This window comes from Streptomyces sp. NPDC059009, assembly GCF_042740175.1.
Classification (GTDB): Bacteria; Actinomycetota; Actinomycetes; order Streptomycetales; family Streptomycetaceae; genus Streptomyces.
Genome location: NZ_JBHYJB010000028.1, coordinates 36,534 through 52,385, shown reverse-complemented (window position 1 = coordinate 52,385; position 15,852 = coordinate 36,534). Strand labels below are relative to the sequence as shown.

General features: G+C 67.3%; 18 protein-coding genes. 8 read left to right on the top strand and 10 right to left on the bottom strand.

The window, feature by feature from the left end; genetic code table 11:
* A complete protein-coding gene (locus ACFWYM_RS26315; protein ID WP_384842052.1) occupies positions 1 to 2,421 on the top strand; it encodes a DUF3488 and DUF4129 domain-containing transglutaminase family protein in 2,421 nt (806 codons plus the stop codon).
* Positions 2,422 to 2,613: 192 nt separating this feature from the next.
* Here ACFWYM_RS26315 and ACFWYM_RS26310 read toward each other — a convergent pair whose 3' ends face one another.
* The 3 genes from ACFWYM_RS26310 to ACFWYM_RS26300 all read right to left on the bottom strand — a co-directional run bounded on the left by ACFWYM_RS26310 (position 2,614) and on the right by ACFWYM_RS26300 (position 4,727).
* Positions 2,614 to 3,024 carry a DUF3040 domain-containing protein gene (locus tag ACFWYM_RS26310; protein ID WP_384842049.1) on the bottom strand — a complete coding sequence of 137 codons (411 nt, stop codon included), beginning with the start codon at positions 3,022 to 3,024 and terminating at the stop codon, positions 2,614 to 2,616.
* 264 nt (positions 3,025 to 3,288) lie between these two features.
* The gene (locus tag ACFWYM_RS26305; protein ID WP_384842046.1) at positions 3,289 to 4,083 is read right to left on the bottom strand and encodes a methyltransferase; all 795 of its coding nucleotides are present in this window, start codon (positions 4,081 to 4,083) and stop codon (positions 3,289 to 3,291) included.
* Positions 4,084 to 4,181: 98 nt separating this feature from the next.
* A complete protein-coding gene (locus tag ACFWYM_RS26300; RefSeq protein ID WP_384842043.1) occupies positions 4,182 to 4,727 on the bottom strand; it encodes an SAV_6107 family HEPN domain-containing protein in 546 nt (181 codons plus the stop codon).
* Positions 4,728 to 4,890: 163 nt separating this feature from the next.
* Between ACFWYM_RS26300 and ACFWYM_RS26295 the strand changes: the two genes are divergently transcribed.
* From ACFWYM_RS26295 to ACFWYM_RS26285, 3 genes are read left to right on the top strand one after another with little or no spacing between them, the layout of a single operon-like run.
* A complete protein-coding gene (locus ACFWYM_RS26295; protein ID WP_384842040.1) occupies positions 4,891 to 5,697 on the top strand; it encodes an ATP-binding cassette domain-containing protein in 807 nt (268 codons plus the stop codon).
* Positions 5,669 to 7,753 carry a YhgE/Pip family protein gene (locus tag ACFWYM_RS26290; RefSeq protein ID WP_384842037.1) on the top strand — a complete coding sequence of 695 codons (2,085 nt, stop codon included), beginning with the start codon at positions 5,669 to 5,671 and terminating at the stop codon, positions 7,751 to 7,753. The genes ACFWYM_RS26295 and ACFWYM_RS26290 overlap by 29 nt, the downstream gene beginning before the upstream one ends.
* Before the next feature lie 35 nt (positions 7,754 to 7,788).
* Positions 7,789 to 8,415 (top strand): TetR/AcrR family transcriptional regulator, encoded by a 627-nt coding sequence (locus ACFWYM_RS26285; protein WP_384842035.1) that lies wholly within the window; start codon positions 7,789 to 7,791, stop codon positions 8,413 to 8,415.
* A gap of 595 nt (positions 8,416 to 9,010) precedes the next feature.
* Here ACFWYM_RS26285 and ACFWYM_RS26280 read toward each other — a convergent pair.
* Positions 9,011 to 9,295 (bottom strand): hypothetical protein, encoded by a 285-nt coding sequence (locus ACFWYM_RS26280; protein WP_384842032.1) that lies wholly within the window; start codon positions 9,293 to 9,295, stop codon positions 9,011 to 9,013.
* A gap of 174 nt (positions 9,296 to 9,469) precedes the next feature.
* Here ACFWYM_RS26280 and ACFWYM_RS26275 point away from each other — a divergent pair, with 174 nt between their 5' ends.
* Genes ACFWYM_RS26275 through ACFWYM_RS26260 form a run of 4 tightly spaced genes read left to right on the top strand, consistent with a single transcriptional unit; the run spans position 9,470 to position 11,282 of the window.
* Entirely contained in the window at positions 9,470 to 9,664 is a 195-nt protein-coding gene (locus tag ACFWYM_RS26275) for a hypothetical protein (protein WP_384842029.1), read from the top strand.
* The gene (locus tag ACFWYM_RS26270) at positions 9,657 to 10,175 is read left to right on the top strand and encodes a DUF6879 family protein (protein ID WP_384842026.1); all 519 of its coding nucleotides are present in this window, start codon (positions 9,657 to 9,659) and stop codon (positions 10,173 to 10,175) included. The genes ACFWYM_RS26275 and ACFWYM_RS26270 overlap by 8 nt, the downstream gene beginning before the upstream one ends.
* Positions 10,172 to 11,005 (top strand): helix-turn-helix domain-containing protein, encoded by an 834-nt coding sequence (locus tag ACFWYM_RS26265; RefSeq protein ID WP_384842023.1) that lies wholly within the window; start codon positions 10,172 to 10,174, stop codon positions 11,003 to 11,005. The genes ACFWYM_RS26270 and ACFWYM_RS26265 overlap by 4 nt, the downstream gene beginning before the upstream one ends.
* Positions 11,006 to 11,060: 55 nt before the next feature.
* Positions 11,061 to 11,282, top strand: coding sequence for a hypothetical protein (locus ACFWYM_RS26260; protein ID WP_384842020.1), 222 nt, complete (start codon positions 11,061 to 11,063; stop codon positions 11,280 to 11,282).
* Positions 11,283 to 11,508: 226 nt separating this feature from the next.
* On the opposite strand, the gene ACFWYM_RS26255 is transcribed toward ACFWYM_RS26260, so the two are convergent.
* The 6 genes from ACFWYM_RS26255 to ACFWYM_RS26230 form a co-directional block, all read right to left on the bottom strand.
* A complete protein-coding gene (locus ACFWYM_RS26255; RefSeq protein WP_384842283.1) occupies positions 11,509 to 11,823 on the bottom strand; it encodes an HNH endonuclease in 315 nt (104 codons plus the stop codon).
* A gap of 815 nt (positions 11,824 to 12,638) precedes the next feature.
* Positions 12,639 to 13,640: a hypothetical protein gene (locus ACFWYM_RS26250; protein ID WP_384842017.1), complete on the bottom strand. Its 1,002-nt coding sequence runs from the start codon at positions 13,638 to 13,640 to the stop codon at positions 12,639 to 12,641.
* A gap of 22 nt (positions 13,641 to 13,662) precedes the next feature.
* The gene (locus tag ACFWYM_RS26245) at positions 13,663 to 14,010 is read right to left on the bottom strand and encodes a helix-turn-helix domain-containing protein (RefSeq protein WP_384842280.1); all 348 of its coding nucleotides are present in this window, start codon (positions 14,008 to 14,010) and stop codon (positions 13,663 to 13,665) included.
* 1,205 nt (positions 14,011 to 15,215) lie between these two features.
* Positions 15,216 to 15,398 (bottom strand): hypothetical protein, encoded by a 183-nt coding sequence (locus ACFWYM_RS26240; protein ID WP_384842013.1) that lies wholly within the window; start codon positions 15,396 to 15,398, stop codon positions 15,216 to 15,218.
* Positions 15,398 to 15,559, bottom strand: coding sequence for a helix-turn-helix domain-containing protein (locus ACFWYM_RS26235; RefSeq protein WP_384842010.1), 162 nt, complete (start codon positions 15,557 to 15,559; stop codon positions 15,398 to 15,400). The genes ACFWYM_RS26240 and ACFWYM_RS26235 overlap by 1 nt, the downstream gene beginning before the upstream one ends.
* Positions 15,559 to 15,831, bottom strand: a complete 273-nt coding sequence (locus tag ACFWYM_RS26230) for a hypothetical protein (protein ID WP_384842007.1) — start codon at positions 15,829 to 15,831, stop codon at positions 15,559 to 15,561. The genes ACFWYM_RS26235 and ACFWYM_RS26230 overlap by 1 nt, the downstream gene beginning before the upstream one ends.
* Between the last annotated feature and the right edge of the window lie 21 nt (positions 15,832 to 15,852).

The window sequence follows — 15,852 nt, the reverse complement described above, 5'->3', positions numbered from 1 at the left end:
ATGAGTGGTCGCGCGCGACTGGCGGTGTGCGCCACCGCGGCCACGCTGATGGCGTCGAGCGCGCTGCTGCCGCTCGTCGATCCGGCGACGTGGTTCATCCAGGCGGCGATCCTGCTCGCGCTGCAGAGCGGCGTGGGCGCCCTGGCCCGGCGGATGCCGCTGGCCCGGCCGGTCACCGTGGTGGTGCAGGCCCTGGTCACGCTGCTGCTCCTGACGCTGGTGTTCGCCCGCGAGCAGGCACTTGCCGGGATCATTCCGGGGCCCGAGACGTTCCGCCGGTTCGGCGAGCTGCTGGACGCGGGCGGGAACGACGTGGCGCAGTTCGCGATCCCGGCGCCGCTGAGCGACGGCATCCGGCTGATGCTGGTCGGCGGCGTGCTGGTGATCGGGCTCGCGGTGGACGCCCTCGCGGTGACGTTCCGTACGGCGGCTCCGGCCGGGCTTCCGCTGCTCGCGCTGTACTCGGTCGCGGCGGGGCTCTCCGGGGACGGGGCCGGGTGGCTGTGGTTCCTGCTCGCGGCCGCCGGGTATCTGCTGCTGCTCCTGGCCGAGGGGCGCGACCGGCTCTCGCAGTGGGGGCGGGTCTTCGGGGGCGCCGCGCGCGCTCCGGGGCGGATCGCGGGCGGGCTCGAGTCGCAGGGCGGCGGGGCGATCGCGCCCGTGCGCACCGGGCGGCGCATCGGCGCGCTCGCGCTCGGCATCGCCCTGGTGGTGCCGGTCGCCCTCCCCGCCCTGGACGGCGGGCTCCTGGACGGCAGCGGCGGTCCCGGAGCCGGGGGCCGCGGCGGGGGCGGCACGATCTCGGCGGTGAACCCGCTGGTCGCCCTCCAGGACAGCCTGAACCAGCCGGAGGACCGCCAGGTCATCTCGTACCGCACGAACGCCAAGCAGACCGACGGCCTGTATCTGCGGATCGTCTCCCTCGACCAGTTCGACGGGACGACCTGGAAGACGACCGTCCGCAAGATCACCGACGTCCCCTCCCCCATCCCGGACCCGAAGGGGCTCTCCCCCGACGTCCGCAGGACCGAGGTGCAGACGAGCATCTCGGCGGCCGACGACTACGCACAGAACTGGCTGCCCATGCCGTACCCGGCCAGCCGCGTCGACATCAGCGGCCGCTGGCGGTACGAGCCGGTGGGCCGCGCCGTCGTCGGCGACCGGGGCCAGACCACGCGGGGCGCCCAGTACAAGGTCGGCAGCCTGGTGGTGGAGCCGACGGCGCAGCAGCTGGCGGCGGCCGGTGAGCCGCCGACGGACCTGAAGCGCGAGTTCACCAAGGTCCCCGACGAGCTGCCCGCGGTGGTGGAGACCACGGCCCGCAAGGTCACCAAGGGGGCGGCGAACCACTACGAAGAGGCGGTCAAGCTCCAGGAGTGGTTCCAGTCGGACGGCGGCTTCACCTACGACACGCAGGTGCGGGCGGGCAGCGGTCCGGCCGCGATCGCCCGCTTCCTCGAGCAGCGCGAGGGCTTCTGCGTCCACTTCTCCTTCGCGATGGCGTCGATGGCGCGCACCCTGGGCATCCCCGCCCGGGTCGCGGTGGGCTTCACCCCGGGCACCCCGAGGGCGGACGGCACCATGTCGGTCGGCCTGCGGGACGCGCACGCGTGGCCCGAGCTGTACTTCGAGGGCGTGGGCTGGACCCGCTTCGAGCCGACCCCGAGCCGGGGCACGCCGCCGGACTACACCAGCCCGGACACCCCGTCCGACGGCCCGAGCGCCCCGGCCGCCCCGGAGCCCTCGGCGTCGGCGGCACCGTCCGACGGCCCCTCGGCCTCGGACAGCTGTCCGCCGGAGATGAAGCGGCAGGGCGGCTGCGCCAGCGAGGCCCCGCAGGCCGTGGTCGGCTCGGGCGACGACGGCCCGCCGACCGGACTGATCCTGGGCATCGCCCTGGGGGCCCTGGCGGTGCTCGGGCTGCCGTTGCTGCCGCTGCTGTGGCGGACACGCGTACGGGCGAGGCGCCTGGGCGCACCGGGCCGCAGCGAGGCGGACGCGGCGGCGCGGACGCTCGCCGCCTGGCTCGAAGTCACCGACACGGCGTGGGACTACGGCATCGCACCCGACGAGTCGCAGACGCCGCGCAAGGCCGCGGCCCGCATCGTGCGGGTCGGCCGCCTCGGGAACCCGGCCGCGGAGTCCGTGCACCGGGTGGCCGCGGCGGTGGAGCAGGTCCTGTACGCGCCCCGGCCGCACCCGGCACCGGGCCTCGCCGACGACGCGCTCCGGGTACGCGACGGCCTGCGCGCCTCCGCGAACCGGCGCACCCGGCTGCGGGCAACGCTCTGGCCGCGTTCGGCCGCCCGGGTGGTCTGGGCGCTGTCGGACCGCTGGTCACGGACCAGGACGCGCTGGTCGGAGCGGCTGAGCAAGCGGTGGGCCGCGGTGGTGCGGCGGCCCTCGCGGCAGGAGGGCTGAGACGGCGCAGGGGGTGGGGCCGGCTCGGCCCCACCCCCTGGAGCCCGGCCCTCGGGTTCCCTGGCTCCCTGGACGCCGGGCCCTCGAGATCCCTGGAGACATGTGTGAGGGGTGACCACTCGAAAGTGGTCACCCCTCACACATGTCTGTGTCGTTGCGCGGCCGCTCTGCGCGGGACCCGCAGCGGGTCCTTTACTGCCCCTGCTCGTCGCGGCGGCGCTGCCAGCGCTGTTCGATCCGATCCATCATGGAGCGGCGCTGCCTGCTCTGGCGGCGGGTGCTCTGGGTGCCCGGCACCGCCTGGGCCTGGCCCGTCGGCTGCTCACCCGGCTTCGGCGCCTTGCGCCATCCGGTGACGGCAAGCACCGCACAGCCCAGCATGACGAGGAAACCCACCACGCTGATCCAGATCTGCTGCGCGACCATTCCGGCCATGAGGAGCGCGATACCCACCAGGAAGCCCGCGACCGCTTGGTAGACCCGCTTCCGGGTGTACGTGCGCAGCCCGCTTCCCTCAAGCGCTGTCGCGAACTTGGGATCTTCGGCGTACAGCGCTCGCTCCATTTGCTCGAGCATGCGCTGCTCGTGCTCCGAGAGCGGCACGGAGTCCTCCTCATCGTGCAGTCGCCGGGGCGACCGGGGGTCCCTTTCAGGATAGGCAGGGAATCGCCCCCGTGAAACCCGCCCCTCTGCGCCAACTTCGCCAAACCGGACCATCACTCCGCACCGGTCAGCTGAAGCGTGCATTCCCCAGCGCCCGATCCGTCATGCCGAACCGTGTGCCTCGATCATACGGCGCGAGTAGCCCGTTCGGGGGGCCTGTGGCGTACTCCATCTGCCGCTGCGCCGCTGATCAGCGAACCGGAATCAGTCCGTGGCCGACTTTCGCCCTTCTCCGAGGACATGCAGCTGGGTGGCGACGGAATGGAAGGACGGCAGCTCGGCGGCGGCGGCTTCCAGGTTGAGCAGTGCTTCCATCGCGCCCGGTTCGGTGTCCACCAGGACGCCCGGTACGAGATCGGCGAAAACCCGCACACCGTGCACCGAGCCCACGCGCAGGCCCGCCGCCCCGACCAGGTCGGTCAACTGCTCGGCGGTGAAGCGGCGCGGCATCGGGTCGTTCTCGCCCCAGCGCCCGGCCGGGTCGGTGAGCGCCTCCTTGGCCTCCTTGAAGTGGCCGGCGAGCGCCCTGGCCAGCACGGCGCCGCCGAGGCCCGCGGCGAGCAGGCTGAGGACGCCGTCGGGGCGGAGCGCGCCGACGGCGTTGCCCAGGGCCTCGGCCGGGTCGTCCACGTACTCCAGGACGCCGTGGCACAGGACCGCGTCGTAGCCGCCGCGCTCGACGACGTCGAAGAGGCCGTGTGCGTCGCCCTGGACGCCGCGCACGCGGTCGGCGACCCCGGCCTCGGCGGCGCGGCGCTCCAGCGCGAACAGCGCGTTCGGGCTGGGGTCGACGACGGTGACGCGGTGGCCGAGGCCGGCCACGGGCACCGCGAAGTTGCCGCTGCCACCGCCGGTGTCGAGCACGTCGAGCGGCTCCCTGCCGGTGGCCTTGACCCGGCGGTCGAGGGCGTCCTTCAGAACCTCCCAGACCACGGCGGTACGGAGCGCAGCGCGGGGGCGGGCGGGACCGGAGCGCAGCGACGACGTTGGGTCCGACACGGCAGTTGACTCCTCGGCGCTGGGGTTTCGACGCTCCCACCCTATTGCCTCGCACGGAGTACCCCGCCACGGCCCGCGTGCGGCGGTGCGCCCGGTGTTCAGCCCGCGTCCGGCGCCTCCTGGTCCGCCGCTTCCCCGCTGCGGGGCTGGGGCAGCACCGGCTGCAGGACCAGCATGCGCTCGACGATGCGCAGGAACATCGCGACGTCGCGCAGCAGGTCGTCGGCGTCGCGGACGGTCGCGGCGCCCTGGATGCCCGCTTCGGCGCGCGCCCTGCGCGGGGCGCCGGAGGCGAACAGGACGCTCCACTCGGTCAGTTCGGGAGCTATCTCGGGGAGGACTTCCCAGGCGCTGCGGATGCGCTGCCTGCGGCGGGGCGTGGTCTCGGGGCGGCCGCGGGCGGCGAGCACGGCGGCTGCGGTGCGCAGGGCGGCGAGGTGGGCCGTGGCATAGCGCTCGTTCGGAGTGTCCAGGCGGGCGGCCTCGTCGATTCCGGCGCGGGCCTGGGCGAGCAGTTCGAGGGCGGCGGGGGGTGCGGTGGCGCGGCGCAGCACGGGGTGGACGTCGCTCGCCGGGCCGGTCAGTGAGGGGGCAGGGCCGACGGCGCGGTGCCGGCGTGCGGCTGCTGCGGAACTACTGGCCATGACGAACCTCCTGTCGTCTGGTGACGGCGCAGTGGCCGTATGTGCCCATCGTGAAGTACGCCACTGACAATCGGCTCTGACCTGCGGCTTTGCTTCGAACTGCGGTTCCCGATAGCTTTTGCACTGACCAGTCAGTTCAAAAACCGGTTCCGAGGGGGGACTTGTGGACGGTCCGCAGGGAGCTGCCGTCAGCGCCGAGGACTTCGGGCTCAAGGGGCCGCGGGGGTGGGCGTTCCGCGGCGTCGGGTTCACCGCCGAGCCCGGATCGCTGATCGCACTCGAAGGGCCCTCGGGCTCGGGCCGCACCTGCCTGCTGCTCGCGCTCACCGGCCGCATGCGCGCCACCGAGGGGCGCGCCTCCGTCGGCCGGCTGCGGCTGCCGAAGCAGCTGGCCGCCGTCCGCCGCGTCAGCGGGCTCGGCCCGGTGCCGGGCGTCACCGACCTCGACCCTGCGCTGACCGTCGGCGAGCACCTGCGTGAACGGGCGCTCCTGGAGCGGCGGTTCGGTGGTTCCCTGCGGGACCTGCTGCGGCCGCGCGCCGAGCGGACGGCCGAGGCCCGGCTGCGCGTCGACACCGCCCTGACCGCCGCCGGGCTCGACATGGAGACCCTGCCCAAGGGGCGGCGCACCGCCGTGCGCGACCTGGAGCGGCTCGAGGCGCTGCGGCTCTCCGTGGCCCTCGCCCTCATCGGCCGACCTCGCCTCCTGGGCGTGGACGACACCGACCTCAAGCTCTCGGACACCGAACGGGCCGAAGCCTGGGGCCTGTTGAGGTCCCTCGCACAGAGCGGGACGACCGTCGTGGCGGTGTGCAGCGAGGCGCCCGAGGGGGCGGTCGTCGTGTCCACCGCGCCCCGGACCACCGACAGCGACACCGGCACCGATCCCGGCGGGGCCCGCGAAGCCGACGCGACCGACGACAACGACAAGGAGACGGCGGATGCGCTCGCCGAAGCTGGCCGCGCTTGAGCTCAGGCGGTTCGGCAGGGGGAAGCTGCCGCGCGCGGCGCTGGTCGCTCTCCTGCTGCTGCCGCTGCTGTACGGCGCGCTCTACCTGTGGTCGTTCTGGGACCCGTACGGCCGTCTCGACCGGATCCCCGTCGCGCTCGTCAACGACGACAAGGGAGCCACCGCCGCGGGCAAGAAGGTCGCCGTCGGCGACGGCATCGTCGAAGGGCTGCGCGACAGCAAGACCTTCGACTGGCACGAGGTGAGCTCCGCCGAGGCCCGTAAGGGCATCGAGGACGGCACGTACTACTTGTCGCTGACCATGCCGTCCGACTTCAGCAAGCGCGTCGCGTCGAGTTCGGGGGACTCTCCGGAGACGGGCGCTCTGCAGGTGCGGACGAACGACGCCAACAACTACATCGTCGGGCAGATCTCCAGGACAGTCTTCTCCGAGGTGCGCTCGGCGGCCTCCACGAAGGCATCGCGTTCCTTCCTCGACAAGATCTTCATCAACTTCTCCGACCTCCACGGCGCCACCAAGAAGGCGGCCGACGGCGCCGACAAGCTCGAAGGCGGCATCGGCAAGGCGGAGAAGGGGTCCAAGAAGCTCGCCGACGGCTTGAAGGACGCCAAGGACGGCAGCGGCAAGCTGGCCGGGGGCATCAAGAAGCTCCACACGGGCGCGGGCGACCTGGAGGACGGCTCGAAGCAGGTCGCGGACGGCACCCAGTCCCTGGCCGACAAGGTCAACGGGGTCGCCGCCGACGTGCGGCCCTACCTCAAGGACAACGGCAAGACGATCGGCGACTCGGCGCAGCTCGTCGCCGACTCCTCCAAGGCCGTCCGCCACAACCTGAAGCTGTGGGTCAAGATCGCTCCCGGCGCGGCAGCCGACTCCAAGTCCAACGCCGAGAAGATGAGCGGCATCTACAAGGACCTCTGCGAGACACCCACGGTGCCCGACCCGCACTGCCCGCTCCTGAAGAAGGCCAAGGAGACCGCCGACGACGTCGCGACGATCGCCGGGGACCTGAACACCCTGATCCAGGACCAGAACGGCGACATCGGAGAGCTCGACAAGAACCTCGCCTCCCTGGAGAAGAAGGCCAAGGCACTGGCCGACCGCTCCCCGCGCCTGGACGAGGACCTGGAGACGACCGTCTCCAAGGTCAACGAGCTGAACAAGGGCGCGGGCAAGGTCGCCAAGGGCGCCAAGAAGCTGCACACAGGGCTGGCCACCGCCCAGACCGGCTCCAACGACCTGGACTCGGGCGTCGGCAGGCTCGAGACGGGCGCGAACGACCTCAACGGAGGGATGTTCAAGCTGGTCGACGGCTCCGAGAAGCTGTCCGGCGGGCTGCACGACGGCGTCAAGCAGATCCCCGATTACGACAAGGAGGACCGCGATCAGCGCACGGGCGTCATGGCCGACCCGGTGCAGCTCGCCTCCCAGTCGCTGCACAAGGCGCCCAACTACGGCACCGGCTTCGCCCCGTACTTCATCCCGCTCTCTCTGTGGGTGGGCGCGATGGTGGCCTACATGCTGATCCAGCCGCTCAACCGGCGCGCTCTCGCCGCGGGCGCCTCCGCGTGGCGCATCGCGCTCGCCGGCTGGCTGCCGGTGGCCGCCGTGGGGGTTCTCCAGGTGGCCGCGCTGATGTCGGTGCTGCACTGGGGACTGGGGCTCGAGATGACGCGGGCGGCCGGGACCATCGGCTTCCTGTGCCTGGTGACGTGCTGCTTTGCGGCGATCGTGCAGTGGCTCAACGCCCGCTTCGGGGCGGCGGGGCGGATCCTCGTCCTGGCCGTGCTGATGCTGCAGCTGACGTCGGCGGGCGGCACCTACCCGGTGCAGACCAGCCCGAAGTTCTTCAGCGCGATCCACCCCTTCCTGCCGATGAGTTACATCGTCGAGGCGCTGCGCAGGCTCATCACCGGAGGCGGCCTCGGGCCCGTCTGGCAGGCGTGCGCCGTCCTCGCCGCCTTCACCGCGGGCGCCCTCGCGCTCACCGCGCTCTCCGCCCGGCGCAAGCAGGTGTGGACCCTGGACCGACTGCACCCGGAGCTGAGCCTGTGAACGGAGCCCCCGAAGCGCCTGTGACAATCAGGGCCATGGACAGCAGCGCAACCGCCGGCAGCACCCGGCGCGAGGCCACCCGGCAGAAGCTCTACGAAGCCGCCGTCACCCTCATCGCGGAGCAGGGGTTCTCCGCCACCACGGTCGACGAGATCGCGGAGCGGGCCGGGGTCGCGAAGGGAACCGTCTACTACAACTTCGCGAGCAAATCGGTCCTCTTCGAAGAGCTGCTGCGACACGGAGTCGGGCTGCTCACCACCTCCTTGAAGGAAGCGGCGGCAAGGACGGCCGAGAGCGGCGGCAGCAAGGTCGACGCCCTGGACGCGATGATCCGGGCGGGGCTCGTCTTCATCGACCGCTATCCGGCCTTCACGCAGCTGTACGTCGCGGAGCTGTGGCGCACCAACCGCGCCTGGCAGTCCACCCTCATGGTGGTACGGCAGGAAGCCGTCGCCGTGGTGGAGGACGTGCTGCGCGGCGGCGTCGAGAACGGCGAGCTGAGCGAGGAGATCGACATCCCCCTGACGGCGGCCGCGCTCGTCGGGATGGTCCTGGTCGCCGCCCTCGACTGGCAGGCGTTCCAGCCCGAGCGTTCGCTCGACGACGTGCACTCAGCGCTGTCGCGGCTGCTGCAGGGGCGAGTGAGCGGCACGCGCGCGTAGCCGCGATCACCTCCATGAAAGAAGGCGCCGATCCGGCGAACCCGATCTCTCGGGCCCGCCCGGACCGGCGCCTTCCCCATGGTCCCCCTCGGGTTTCCCCGAAGTCCCCCGTTCGGCCCCGGTGGTGGTCGTCCCCCGAGTCACCCCCGTGGCTCGCTCCCGCCATAGGACGTACGGCGGGAGGAGCGGCCAAGGGCGCTGCACCGTTCCGCCGCCCCGTGTCGGCGGTGCCGGTGCCGCGCCCTTTTCCGTGCTCTCACTCTTCCGTCTGCGCAGGTGGGACCCATCCGCGCGCGTACTCATCTCACTCACTAGGTACGGGTACTCAGGCGTGGGTGCTCATCCCCAGGCCGGACCGTCCCGGACTGGTTACGATCACGTCCGTGTCCGTACTCCCTCTGGTTATGACCAGTGGGGAGAGCGCTGGCTTATACACCCGGTGCGGCACATGGCCAAACGTGCAGGTGAGACAGCAGACGGCCCGACTACTCTTCGGAGCAGTTCGGGCCGTTTCTGTGTCTCTTGGGGCACCGTGCTGACTCGGTGCTGACCTGGTCCAGCCCGTTTCGGGGTATCGCGCTGGAACGGTGCTGAGTCACTCGCCGTGCTGACGCATTACGGCCTTGTAGCGCTCCACACGCTCCATCGCGACGTCCAAGCGCTTCTCGGCATCCGCCAGGTTCGCCTGGAACTGCTGCCTCGACGCGTCTGCTCGGTCCGACCCCACGGGGTTCTGGTAGACGCCTTCTCGTTCGTCCTCGTCGAGCATCGCGAGTTGCCTTCGGGCAATCTCCTGATCCAGGGTCGCCTGGAGCGCATCAAAGCCTCCCAGCTCGCCACCCACGCACTCTTCGAGCAGCGTCCGCACTCGCTGCGTCACGTCCTCACGGTCTACGGCGCGGCCCACAGCACTTCCTCACTCCTAGTGGCACGTCTTCGCTGCAACGCTACGACAGCCCACAGCTTTCCCGTCCTGGAAACTCAAACCCCTTGCCCCTCTCTATGGCACCCCGGAACGATCAGACGAGACCACTCAACGGTTAGGGGAACGCTCGTGAAGGTGACCATGCTCGCGACGACGTGCGACAAGAAGGACTGCCCCACCATCTACAAGACGGACCGGGGCACGATCCTCGTGCAGGGCGAGACGCCCACCGACCACGGGCTGAGCATTCCGGCACATGAAACCCTGGTTGAGATCCCCATGGACCTGATCCGCGAGGCGTTCGGAGACGCGGCCAGTGCCTGACCGTTCCCTGGGGGACCTGTTCGACGGCTTCCGGCAGGAAGCGTTCCGGCTGGAGACCCTCGACGACTACAGCCAGTCCGGCAACGTCGACGCGTACAGGCTGTTCCTCGACGGCCAGGAGCAGCCAGCCGACTACAACGACGACTGGCTAGCAGAGGTCCGGGCACACACCCATGCCGGACGGCGCATGTACCGCGTCCACATCCTCACCCGGCCACTGACCCCGTACCTTCGGTTCGAACTGGGCTGGGGGTACCAGACCAACGCCACAGCAGGGGAAGAGTTCTTCATCCTCGACGTGACGGACCGGCCTAACCCCCTCCCCGACGTTGGGGACTTCTGGCTCTTCGACTCGACGACACCGGCACAGTTCCACTACAGCCATGACGGCAAGTTCGTCGGGGCCGACGTGCTCCCCGACGACCGGGGCCCGGAGTACGTCACCTACCGGGACATGGCCCTCGCTCACGCTGTGCCGTTCGCGGACTGGTGGGCAAAGTACGGGGAGTGAACCGTTCAGAGCTTGGCTCAGCGCTGCGGGTACTGCGGGAAGCCTCTGGGAAGGAGGCCAAGGCGGTTGCCCGCAGCGCAGTCATGTCTGCCAGCAAGCTCAGCAAGGTAGAGACGGGCAAGCTCGCACCGACCGCTGACGATGTCGACCGCATCCTGACCGCCATCGGTGTCTCAGACGATGTGAAGTCGGAGTACATGGACGCCGCCCGTGCGGCAGCCACAGAAGCCACAGCCTGGCGCCTGATCCAGCGGGCGGGACTCCACAAGGCACAGCGGCAGCTCAAGGCCGTAGAAGCTCGTATGAGCCTCCTGCGGGTCTTCCAACCGGCACTGATCCCGGGGCTTCTTCAAACGCACCACTACATGCGGGCGGTCCTGTCGCGTCACGACGACCTGACAGAGCCTGTGGTCCGGGAGATCATCGCGGCCCGACTGGAGCGGCAAGAGGTTTTGTACGACCAGACCAAGACACTCCGGTTCGTGATCACGGAGGGGGTCCTCACGTGGGAGATCGTTCCTCCCCTCATCCTCGCCGGGCAGATGGACCACCTGGTCACCATGTCGCAGCTCTCGAACGTTGACCTACGGGTCGTGCCACAGGCAGGGCCCAAGCACGACATCCCCAACCACGCCTTCGTGGTGCGGGACGACAGAGCCGCCACTGTCGAGACCGTTCACGCCGAGGTGGTGGTGACCGACCCTCGGGACGTTGCGCTCTATGTCGCGAAGTTCGATGGGTTCGCGGAGCACGCGCTCCAGGGCGACGAAATGCGAGCCCTACTGGCGACCACCAGGGACAGCCTTTTGCAGCAACGGGAAAGCGGCTAGGGAGAGTTGGGAAACAGGTCAAGCATGGACCCCACGAACTACGCGGGGAGCATTCATGACCAAGCGCCAGACCACCCAAGAGCAGCCCGTGACCCTTCCGACCGGCTTCAACCATTGGCTAACGGACTGCCAGCCGTACCCCGGCTGCGGTGTCTGTGCTGCGAACTACCGCCAATGCCAGGAAGCCATCGCCGCAGGCGACATCGTCAAAGCTACCCGGCACGCAACCGAGGTGAGAGACCACGCCGGAGGCATGCACGAGACCGGCCCACTGTGACCACGCCGTACAGCCGCAGAACTCAACGGCCAAGGCCCCCGGGCCCTGGCCCCTTGCCTCAAATCTCCATGAGCGGCCCCGCCGTCGTCCCCATGGAAGTCTTCCGGCGCCATGTCTGCGTCGAGTGCGGCGCAGGCAAACCGCACACCTGGGTTCTGCAACTCACTGACGGCCCCTACCTCAACTGCGACAACTGCGGGCGAGTAGCTCGGCCCCTAAAGCGGGGTTAGAGCTCCCCGGGGTGCTTCCGGCGACGTGGACCGGCGGCCTGGTTCCGCTTAGCTCGCTTCCCTGCCGCAGCCTCGCGGGCGGTTTTCCGCTTGTGGTGCCAGTCGCACAGCATCCGAGCATTGGCCACCGTGGACGGGCCACTCTGCGACAGGGGCACGATGTGATCAACGTCGGTAGCAGGCTCCAGACAGGGCGTTCCCGTGTCCTCACGGACCCACTGACAGAGGCCGCAGTCTCGACGCCGCACGGCGGTACGGACAGTCGGCCAGCTCGGCGGGTAGGCATGCTCCGTCTTTTCACTCCACGCCATCGTCAATCACCACTTTTCCCTCATAAACACACTCGGAACAAAACTTCCGAATCGTCGGCGTTGAATGCGGATGGAATGCGCAAAATCGCTCCGCAAACGCCTTGGCTGGCGGCCAAACTCTCGGATTGCCACTACGGGAAATCTGGAATACGGCCGAGCACTCGGCGACCTTATTTCGACGCCGTCGACTTTCAACACTCTTCGGTGCAGGGCCACGACTGGACATAGTCACTCATTTCTGTGACCTGAGTCACGATGTATAGATATGCGATTTGGCTGGTCAAGCCTAGTATTGGCGATTACTGACGGGCCTCAAAACCCGTACAGAATGAGAGCTGCTGTGACGTCCCGACGTGGATTTTGGGTGACAAGGGGTCACCCCCCAGGGCCTCTACGGCGCCGCCGCAGAGTTATTCATCGCATTCTGCTCGTTCAAAAACATTTCGAAAAAATTCGCTGAAAAATTCGCAGCTTAATGCTGAGTGCTAGCCATAGATGCGGGTGGATAGGTTCCTGTACCGTCTCGCCATCTGCTTCGGTGTTTCCTTTTCAGGTTTCATCCAGTACGGAAGCTCGCCAACTTCATCCATCTCTATGAGATACCTGCGATGGGCGACCTCCTCCAGTGCATACTCAGCTTCTTCTCTAGTTGTGATTCGCATTTCAGTCGCTCTCCCAGGTCGAATATGTACGTTTGAGCTTGAGGCTGAAAAGTAGCGCGCGCCAGCAGTAAGCCTGTGGTGTCATCTTCATTTCGATCCCTCCGGGGACAAAGAAAGCCCCCACTCTCAGGTGGGGGCAATCAATGTCTGATGTCAGGCGGTAGCAATCTTGATTCCGACACAACGGTCTGCGTCCAGAATCGCAGCACCACACAGGACATCAGTAGACACCTGAGTGGACAGCCTGGAAGGAACGGCAGCCTTGGTCAGCCGCATACCGTAGCCCGATTCCTTATCGGAAACAGCGGTGGAAACGGCACCTTCCATGGGAACAGGCACGGCCACAGCGAGGGCGAAAGCCTCACGGGTGAATGCAACAGCACCATCAAGCATGGTCGACAGGTACACATCGAAGCCCAGAAAGTTGCCCATGTGGTTGGCTGTCACGGCGTCGATTGCACCGCCCCGTTGGATCACCTGCGGCGACCCGTAGGAGTCAGCCTTGACAAAGAGGTCGTCGGACAGAATCTCGGCTCGGAAGTCCGGAGACACGACCAGTCGGCGGCCCTCAAGCGGGACCTTGTTGGCGTTCATCTGAGCGTCTACCTTGACCAGGGTGTCACGGAAGGAAGACTTGGACTTGTGCTCGATGGCCTTCGGGATGACCTTTCCTTCGGCATCCTTGGCAGTCGCCCCATCCGAGTCAATGACCTTCTTGAATTCGTCGGCGATGCGAGCCTCGATCGACCTTGCGGAAGGGTCATCTTCGTCAACCGTGTCGTCAACCGCGACAGCGGCAGACAGGGGGCCCGTAATCTGAACGACCACGTCCGCGATATCGAGCGTTTCATTCCAGGTGTTGGTAAGCGTCGAAGCATAAGCGTGAGTGTCGATCACAACCGGCAGCAACTTCTCGTCGAGCGCCTCATTCTTGACCTCGCCATCCTTGGCGAGGTTCTTAACTGCGAACTTCGTCGGCTTACGCACGTTCATCGTCGCGCCAACGCCGGGGGTGAAATCAGATTCCAGGTCGCGGTAAACGAGCCGGCCGAGAACACTTTCAGCCTTGAGGTTCTCAAGGGAAGTTTCAGCAATCTGGTTGACGACGCCAATGCCGTCAACGATGCTTCCAAAATTGGAGAACTGAACAGACATAGGGATACTCCTTGGAGAGAGGTTAAAAGGAAATGGCCGCGACCTTGCGACAGCGGTCGGAAATGAGCGTGGCGTGAGCCTGCTTTGAATTCCGGATGGTCCCGGTACGGTCGCGCTCCTGGCGCAGGTACTCGCCAGCAACTAGGGAGGCCCAGACAGCCGTGTCGTCCTCGGCCAGCACGAGCAGGCCCCGATGACCGGCACGCACAGCGTGAGCCCAACGGGCAAGGTTCAGAGCGTCCGGCGTACGGTCGCCTGCCTCCCACTTGTAGACAGTGGCCTCATGTACGCCGACACGTCGAGCAACCTCGGAACAGGTAAGTCCAGCAATGTGACGGCGGCTCTTCAGCCGCCCTCGGATTCGATCCATGGCAGTCATGGTGACTACCTCCTTTCGGAAGGCTTGCCATCAAGGCAAGTAGCTAGATACAGAAAAGGCAGGTCCCCCGAGAGACCTGCCAACAGTGAGCATTCAGTTATCAGGCGCCAGCCCTGATTGGCTGGCTCCATATCTCATGACGCAACCGTTCAGCGGTTGCTCTGCACACTCACAAGAGGACAACGTAAGAGAAGACACTGCCCCCCTTACCCCCCATGGGAAAGAACCGGAACCACGGGAAGCAAGGGAAGCGTGTCTCTCTACGTGCCATCTCACAGGGAGGTATCCGCAGAGCCTCATAACGACTTAGGAACTGCCCAGCCTTTCCAGGCTGTGCCAGAGGCTCACCGCCGAGTGAGCATGGCCCGGAGAACATGTCTCCACTAGTTAGGAATAAACACGACACATCACGAGCGGATTGTGTTGACCGGCCCCCAAACAGAGCGGTACCCCTACAAATCCTGCTTCGAGTGGCCACGAAACCCGTAGGTCAGATTCCTGTTCTTGCCAATAGGGCGCCCTTGCCGTTGCAGCCTCCTTCTGTAGGCTTCTGCCGACTTCTGGTGGCCCCGGCAATACTTCCGGGGCCTACCCTTCCCCCGAGACTCCTCGGGGGCATACAGAGGGTTCGAGCAGCCACCCCACCCGCACTCTTCGGAAGGGTCGCTCTGCCGCTCGAAATGGAAGCCAGAGCCGTACTGCTCCCCGGCCCGTTCCGCCGCCGCAGCGAAATTCAGTAGCTCTCCAAGGTGGTCCGGCTCAGCCGCACCCGGACGCTCACTCATCAGGCGTGAGAGCTCCCGCGAGGACTCGCACGGGTCCCAGTCAGGGAGCATCGCCACGATTGGCACCAGAGGCAATGGGAGCAGGCCCGTATGGGCAGCGGCTATGCGGTCGAACTCCGTCTCCTCCCGCCGCTGTTGCCAGCGATCCGGGTACGGATCGGAGCCGGGTTCCGGGTAGTCAGCGAGCAACTTGTCAGCCTGGCCTTCCAGGCTGGTGTCAGTCCCCTGCTTCGGAACAGGGAGGAACATCTCAGTCAAGGTCAATCACCTTCGGATCAGTCAACCAATCCCCCTTCGGGCGTCGAGTGAGCACCCATGGAAAAGCACCGGCAACCCCCGCCTGCCGGTGCCCAACCAAAGGTGTTCCTGGGGCTTAGATCCCTCGGCCGGCAAGGCCGAAGGTCCCGATGCTCAGGCAGCTATCTCCCACGCGTACGCACCGCCGGGCATGTCGCCAGCGTCGAGAACCAGGGTCCGAACCTTCTTGGCCGCATCAGGCATCCCGGAGAGATTCAGGAAGTGGATGATCTGCTCCTGTGCATCTTCCAAACCGGACTCAAATCCGGCGCTGAACTTGGGGTGTACGTCGCTCATCACTTGGCCTCCAGCCACTTGTCAAGGTCGTTCGGTCGACAGCGGAGCGCTTGCCCCACCTTCTTGAACGGGATCGCTTCCGTCTTCCAGTTGTCGTAGATCCAGGACTTCGGGACCGACAGGAAGTCGGCCACGTCGTCCACCGTCATGAGCGGTGGCATCAGACAGTCGCCTTACCGGCAAGGCCGCGCGCGTAAAAGAGCGTCACAAGCTCAGCCAGCACGTCAGACAACTCGCTTGCATTCACTCCCTCGACCAGACGGGATGCGATTTCCGACCCCAGAGACTCGCCCGCCGCGATGAACTCCTCCACCGTCGCGTTCTTGGCGAAGTCGCCAATGTCGATGGTCTCCATGCCATCGATGATCTCGACAGGCTGATCAGCCTTGACGGCTACAAGCTCGTTGGTCAGGTCTGCGATTTCACGACCCATCTCGTGGTTGTCGACGAAGTC

Bases quoted from the DNA above. Each gene is read 5' to 3' on its own strand.
- ACFWYM_RS26315 (WP_384842052.1), top strand. From the start codon at position 1: ATGAGTGGTCGCGCGCGACTGGCGGTGTGCGCCACCGCGGCCACGCTG.
- ACFWYM_RS26300 (WP_384842043.1), bottom strand. From the start codon at position 4,727: ATGGCCAGTAGTTCCGCAGCAGCCGCACGCCGGCACCGCGCCGTCGGC.
- ACFWYM_RS26290 (WP_384842037.1), top strand. From the start codon at position 5,669: ATGCGCTCGCCGAAGCTGGCCGCGCTTGAGCTCAGGCGGTTCGGCAGG.
- ACFWYM_RS26285 (WP_384842035.1), top strand. From the start codon at position 7,789: ATGGACAGCAGCGCAACCGCCGGCAGCACCCGGCGCGAGGCCACCCGG.
- ACFWYM_RS26260 (WP_384842020.1), top strand. From the start codon at position 11,061: ATGACCAAGCGCCAGACCACCCAAGAGCAGCCCGTGACCCTTCCGACC.
- ACFWYM_RS26255 (WP_384842283.1), bottom strand. From the start codon at position 11,823: ATGGCGTGGAGTGAAAAGACGGAGCATGCCTACCCGCCGAGCTGGCCG.
- ACFWYM_RS26250 (WP_384842017.1), bottom strand. From the start codon at position 13,640: ATGTCTGTTCAGTTCTCCAATTTTGGAAGCATCGTTGACGGCATTGGC.
- ACFWYM_RS26245 (WP_384842280.1), bottom strand. From the start codon at position 14,010: ATGGATCGAATCCGAGGGCGGCTGAAGAGCCGCCGTCACATTGCTGGA.
- ACFWYM_RS26240 (WP_384842013.1), bottom strand. From the start codon at position 15,398: ATGAGCGACGTACACCCCAAGTTCAGCGCCGGATTTGAGTCCGGTTTG.
- ACFWYM_RS26235 (WP_384842010.1), bottom strand. From the start codon at position 15,559: ATGCCACCGCTCATGACGGTGGACGACGTGGCCGACTTCCTGTCGGTC.
- ACFWYM_RS26230 (WP_384842007.1), bottom strand. From the start codon at position 15,831: ATGGGTCGTGAAATCGCAGACCTGACCAACGAGCTTGTAGCCGTCAAG.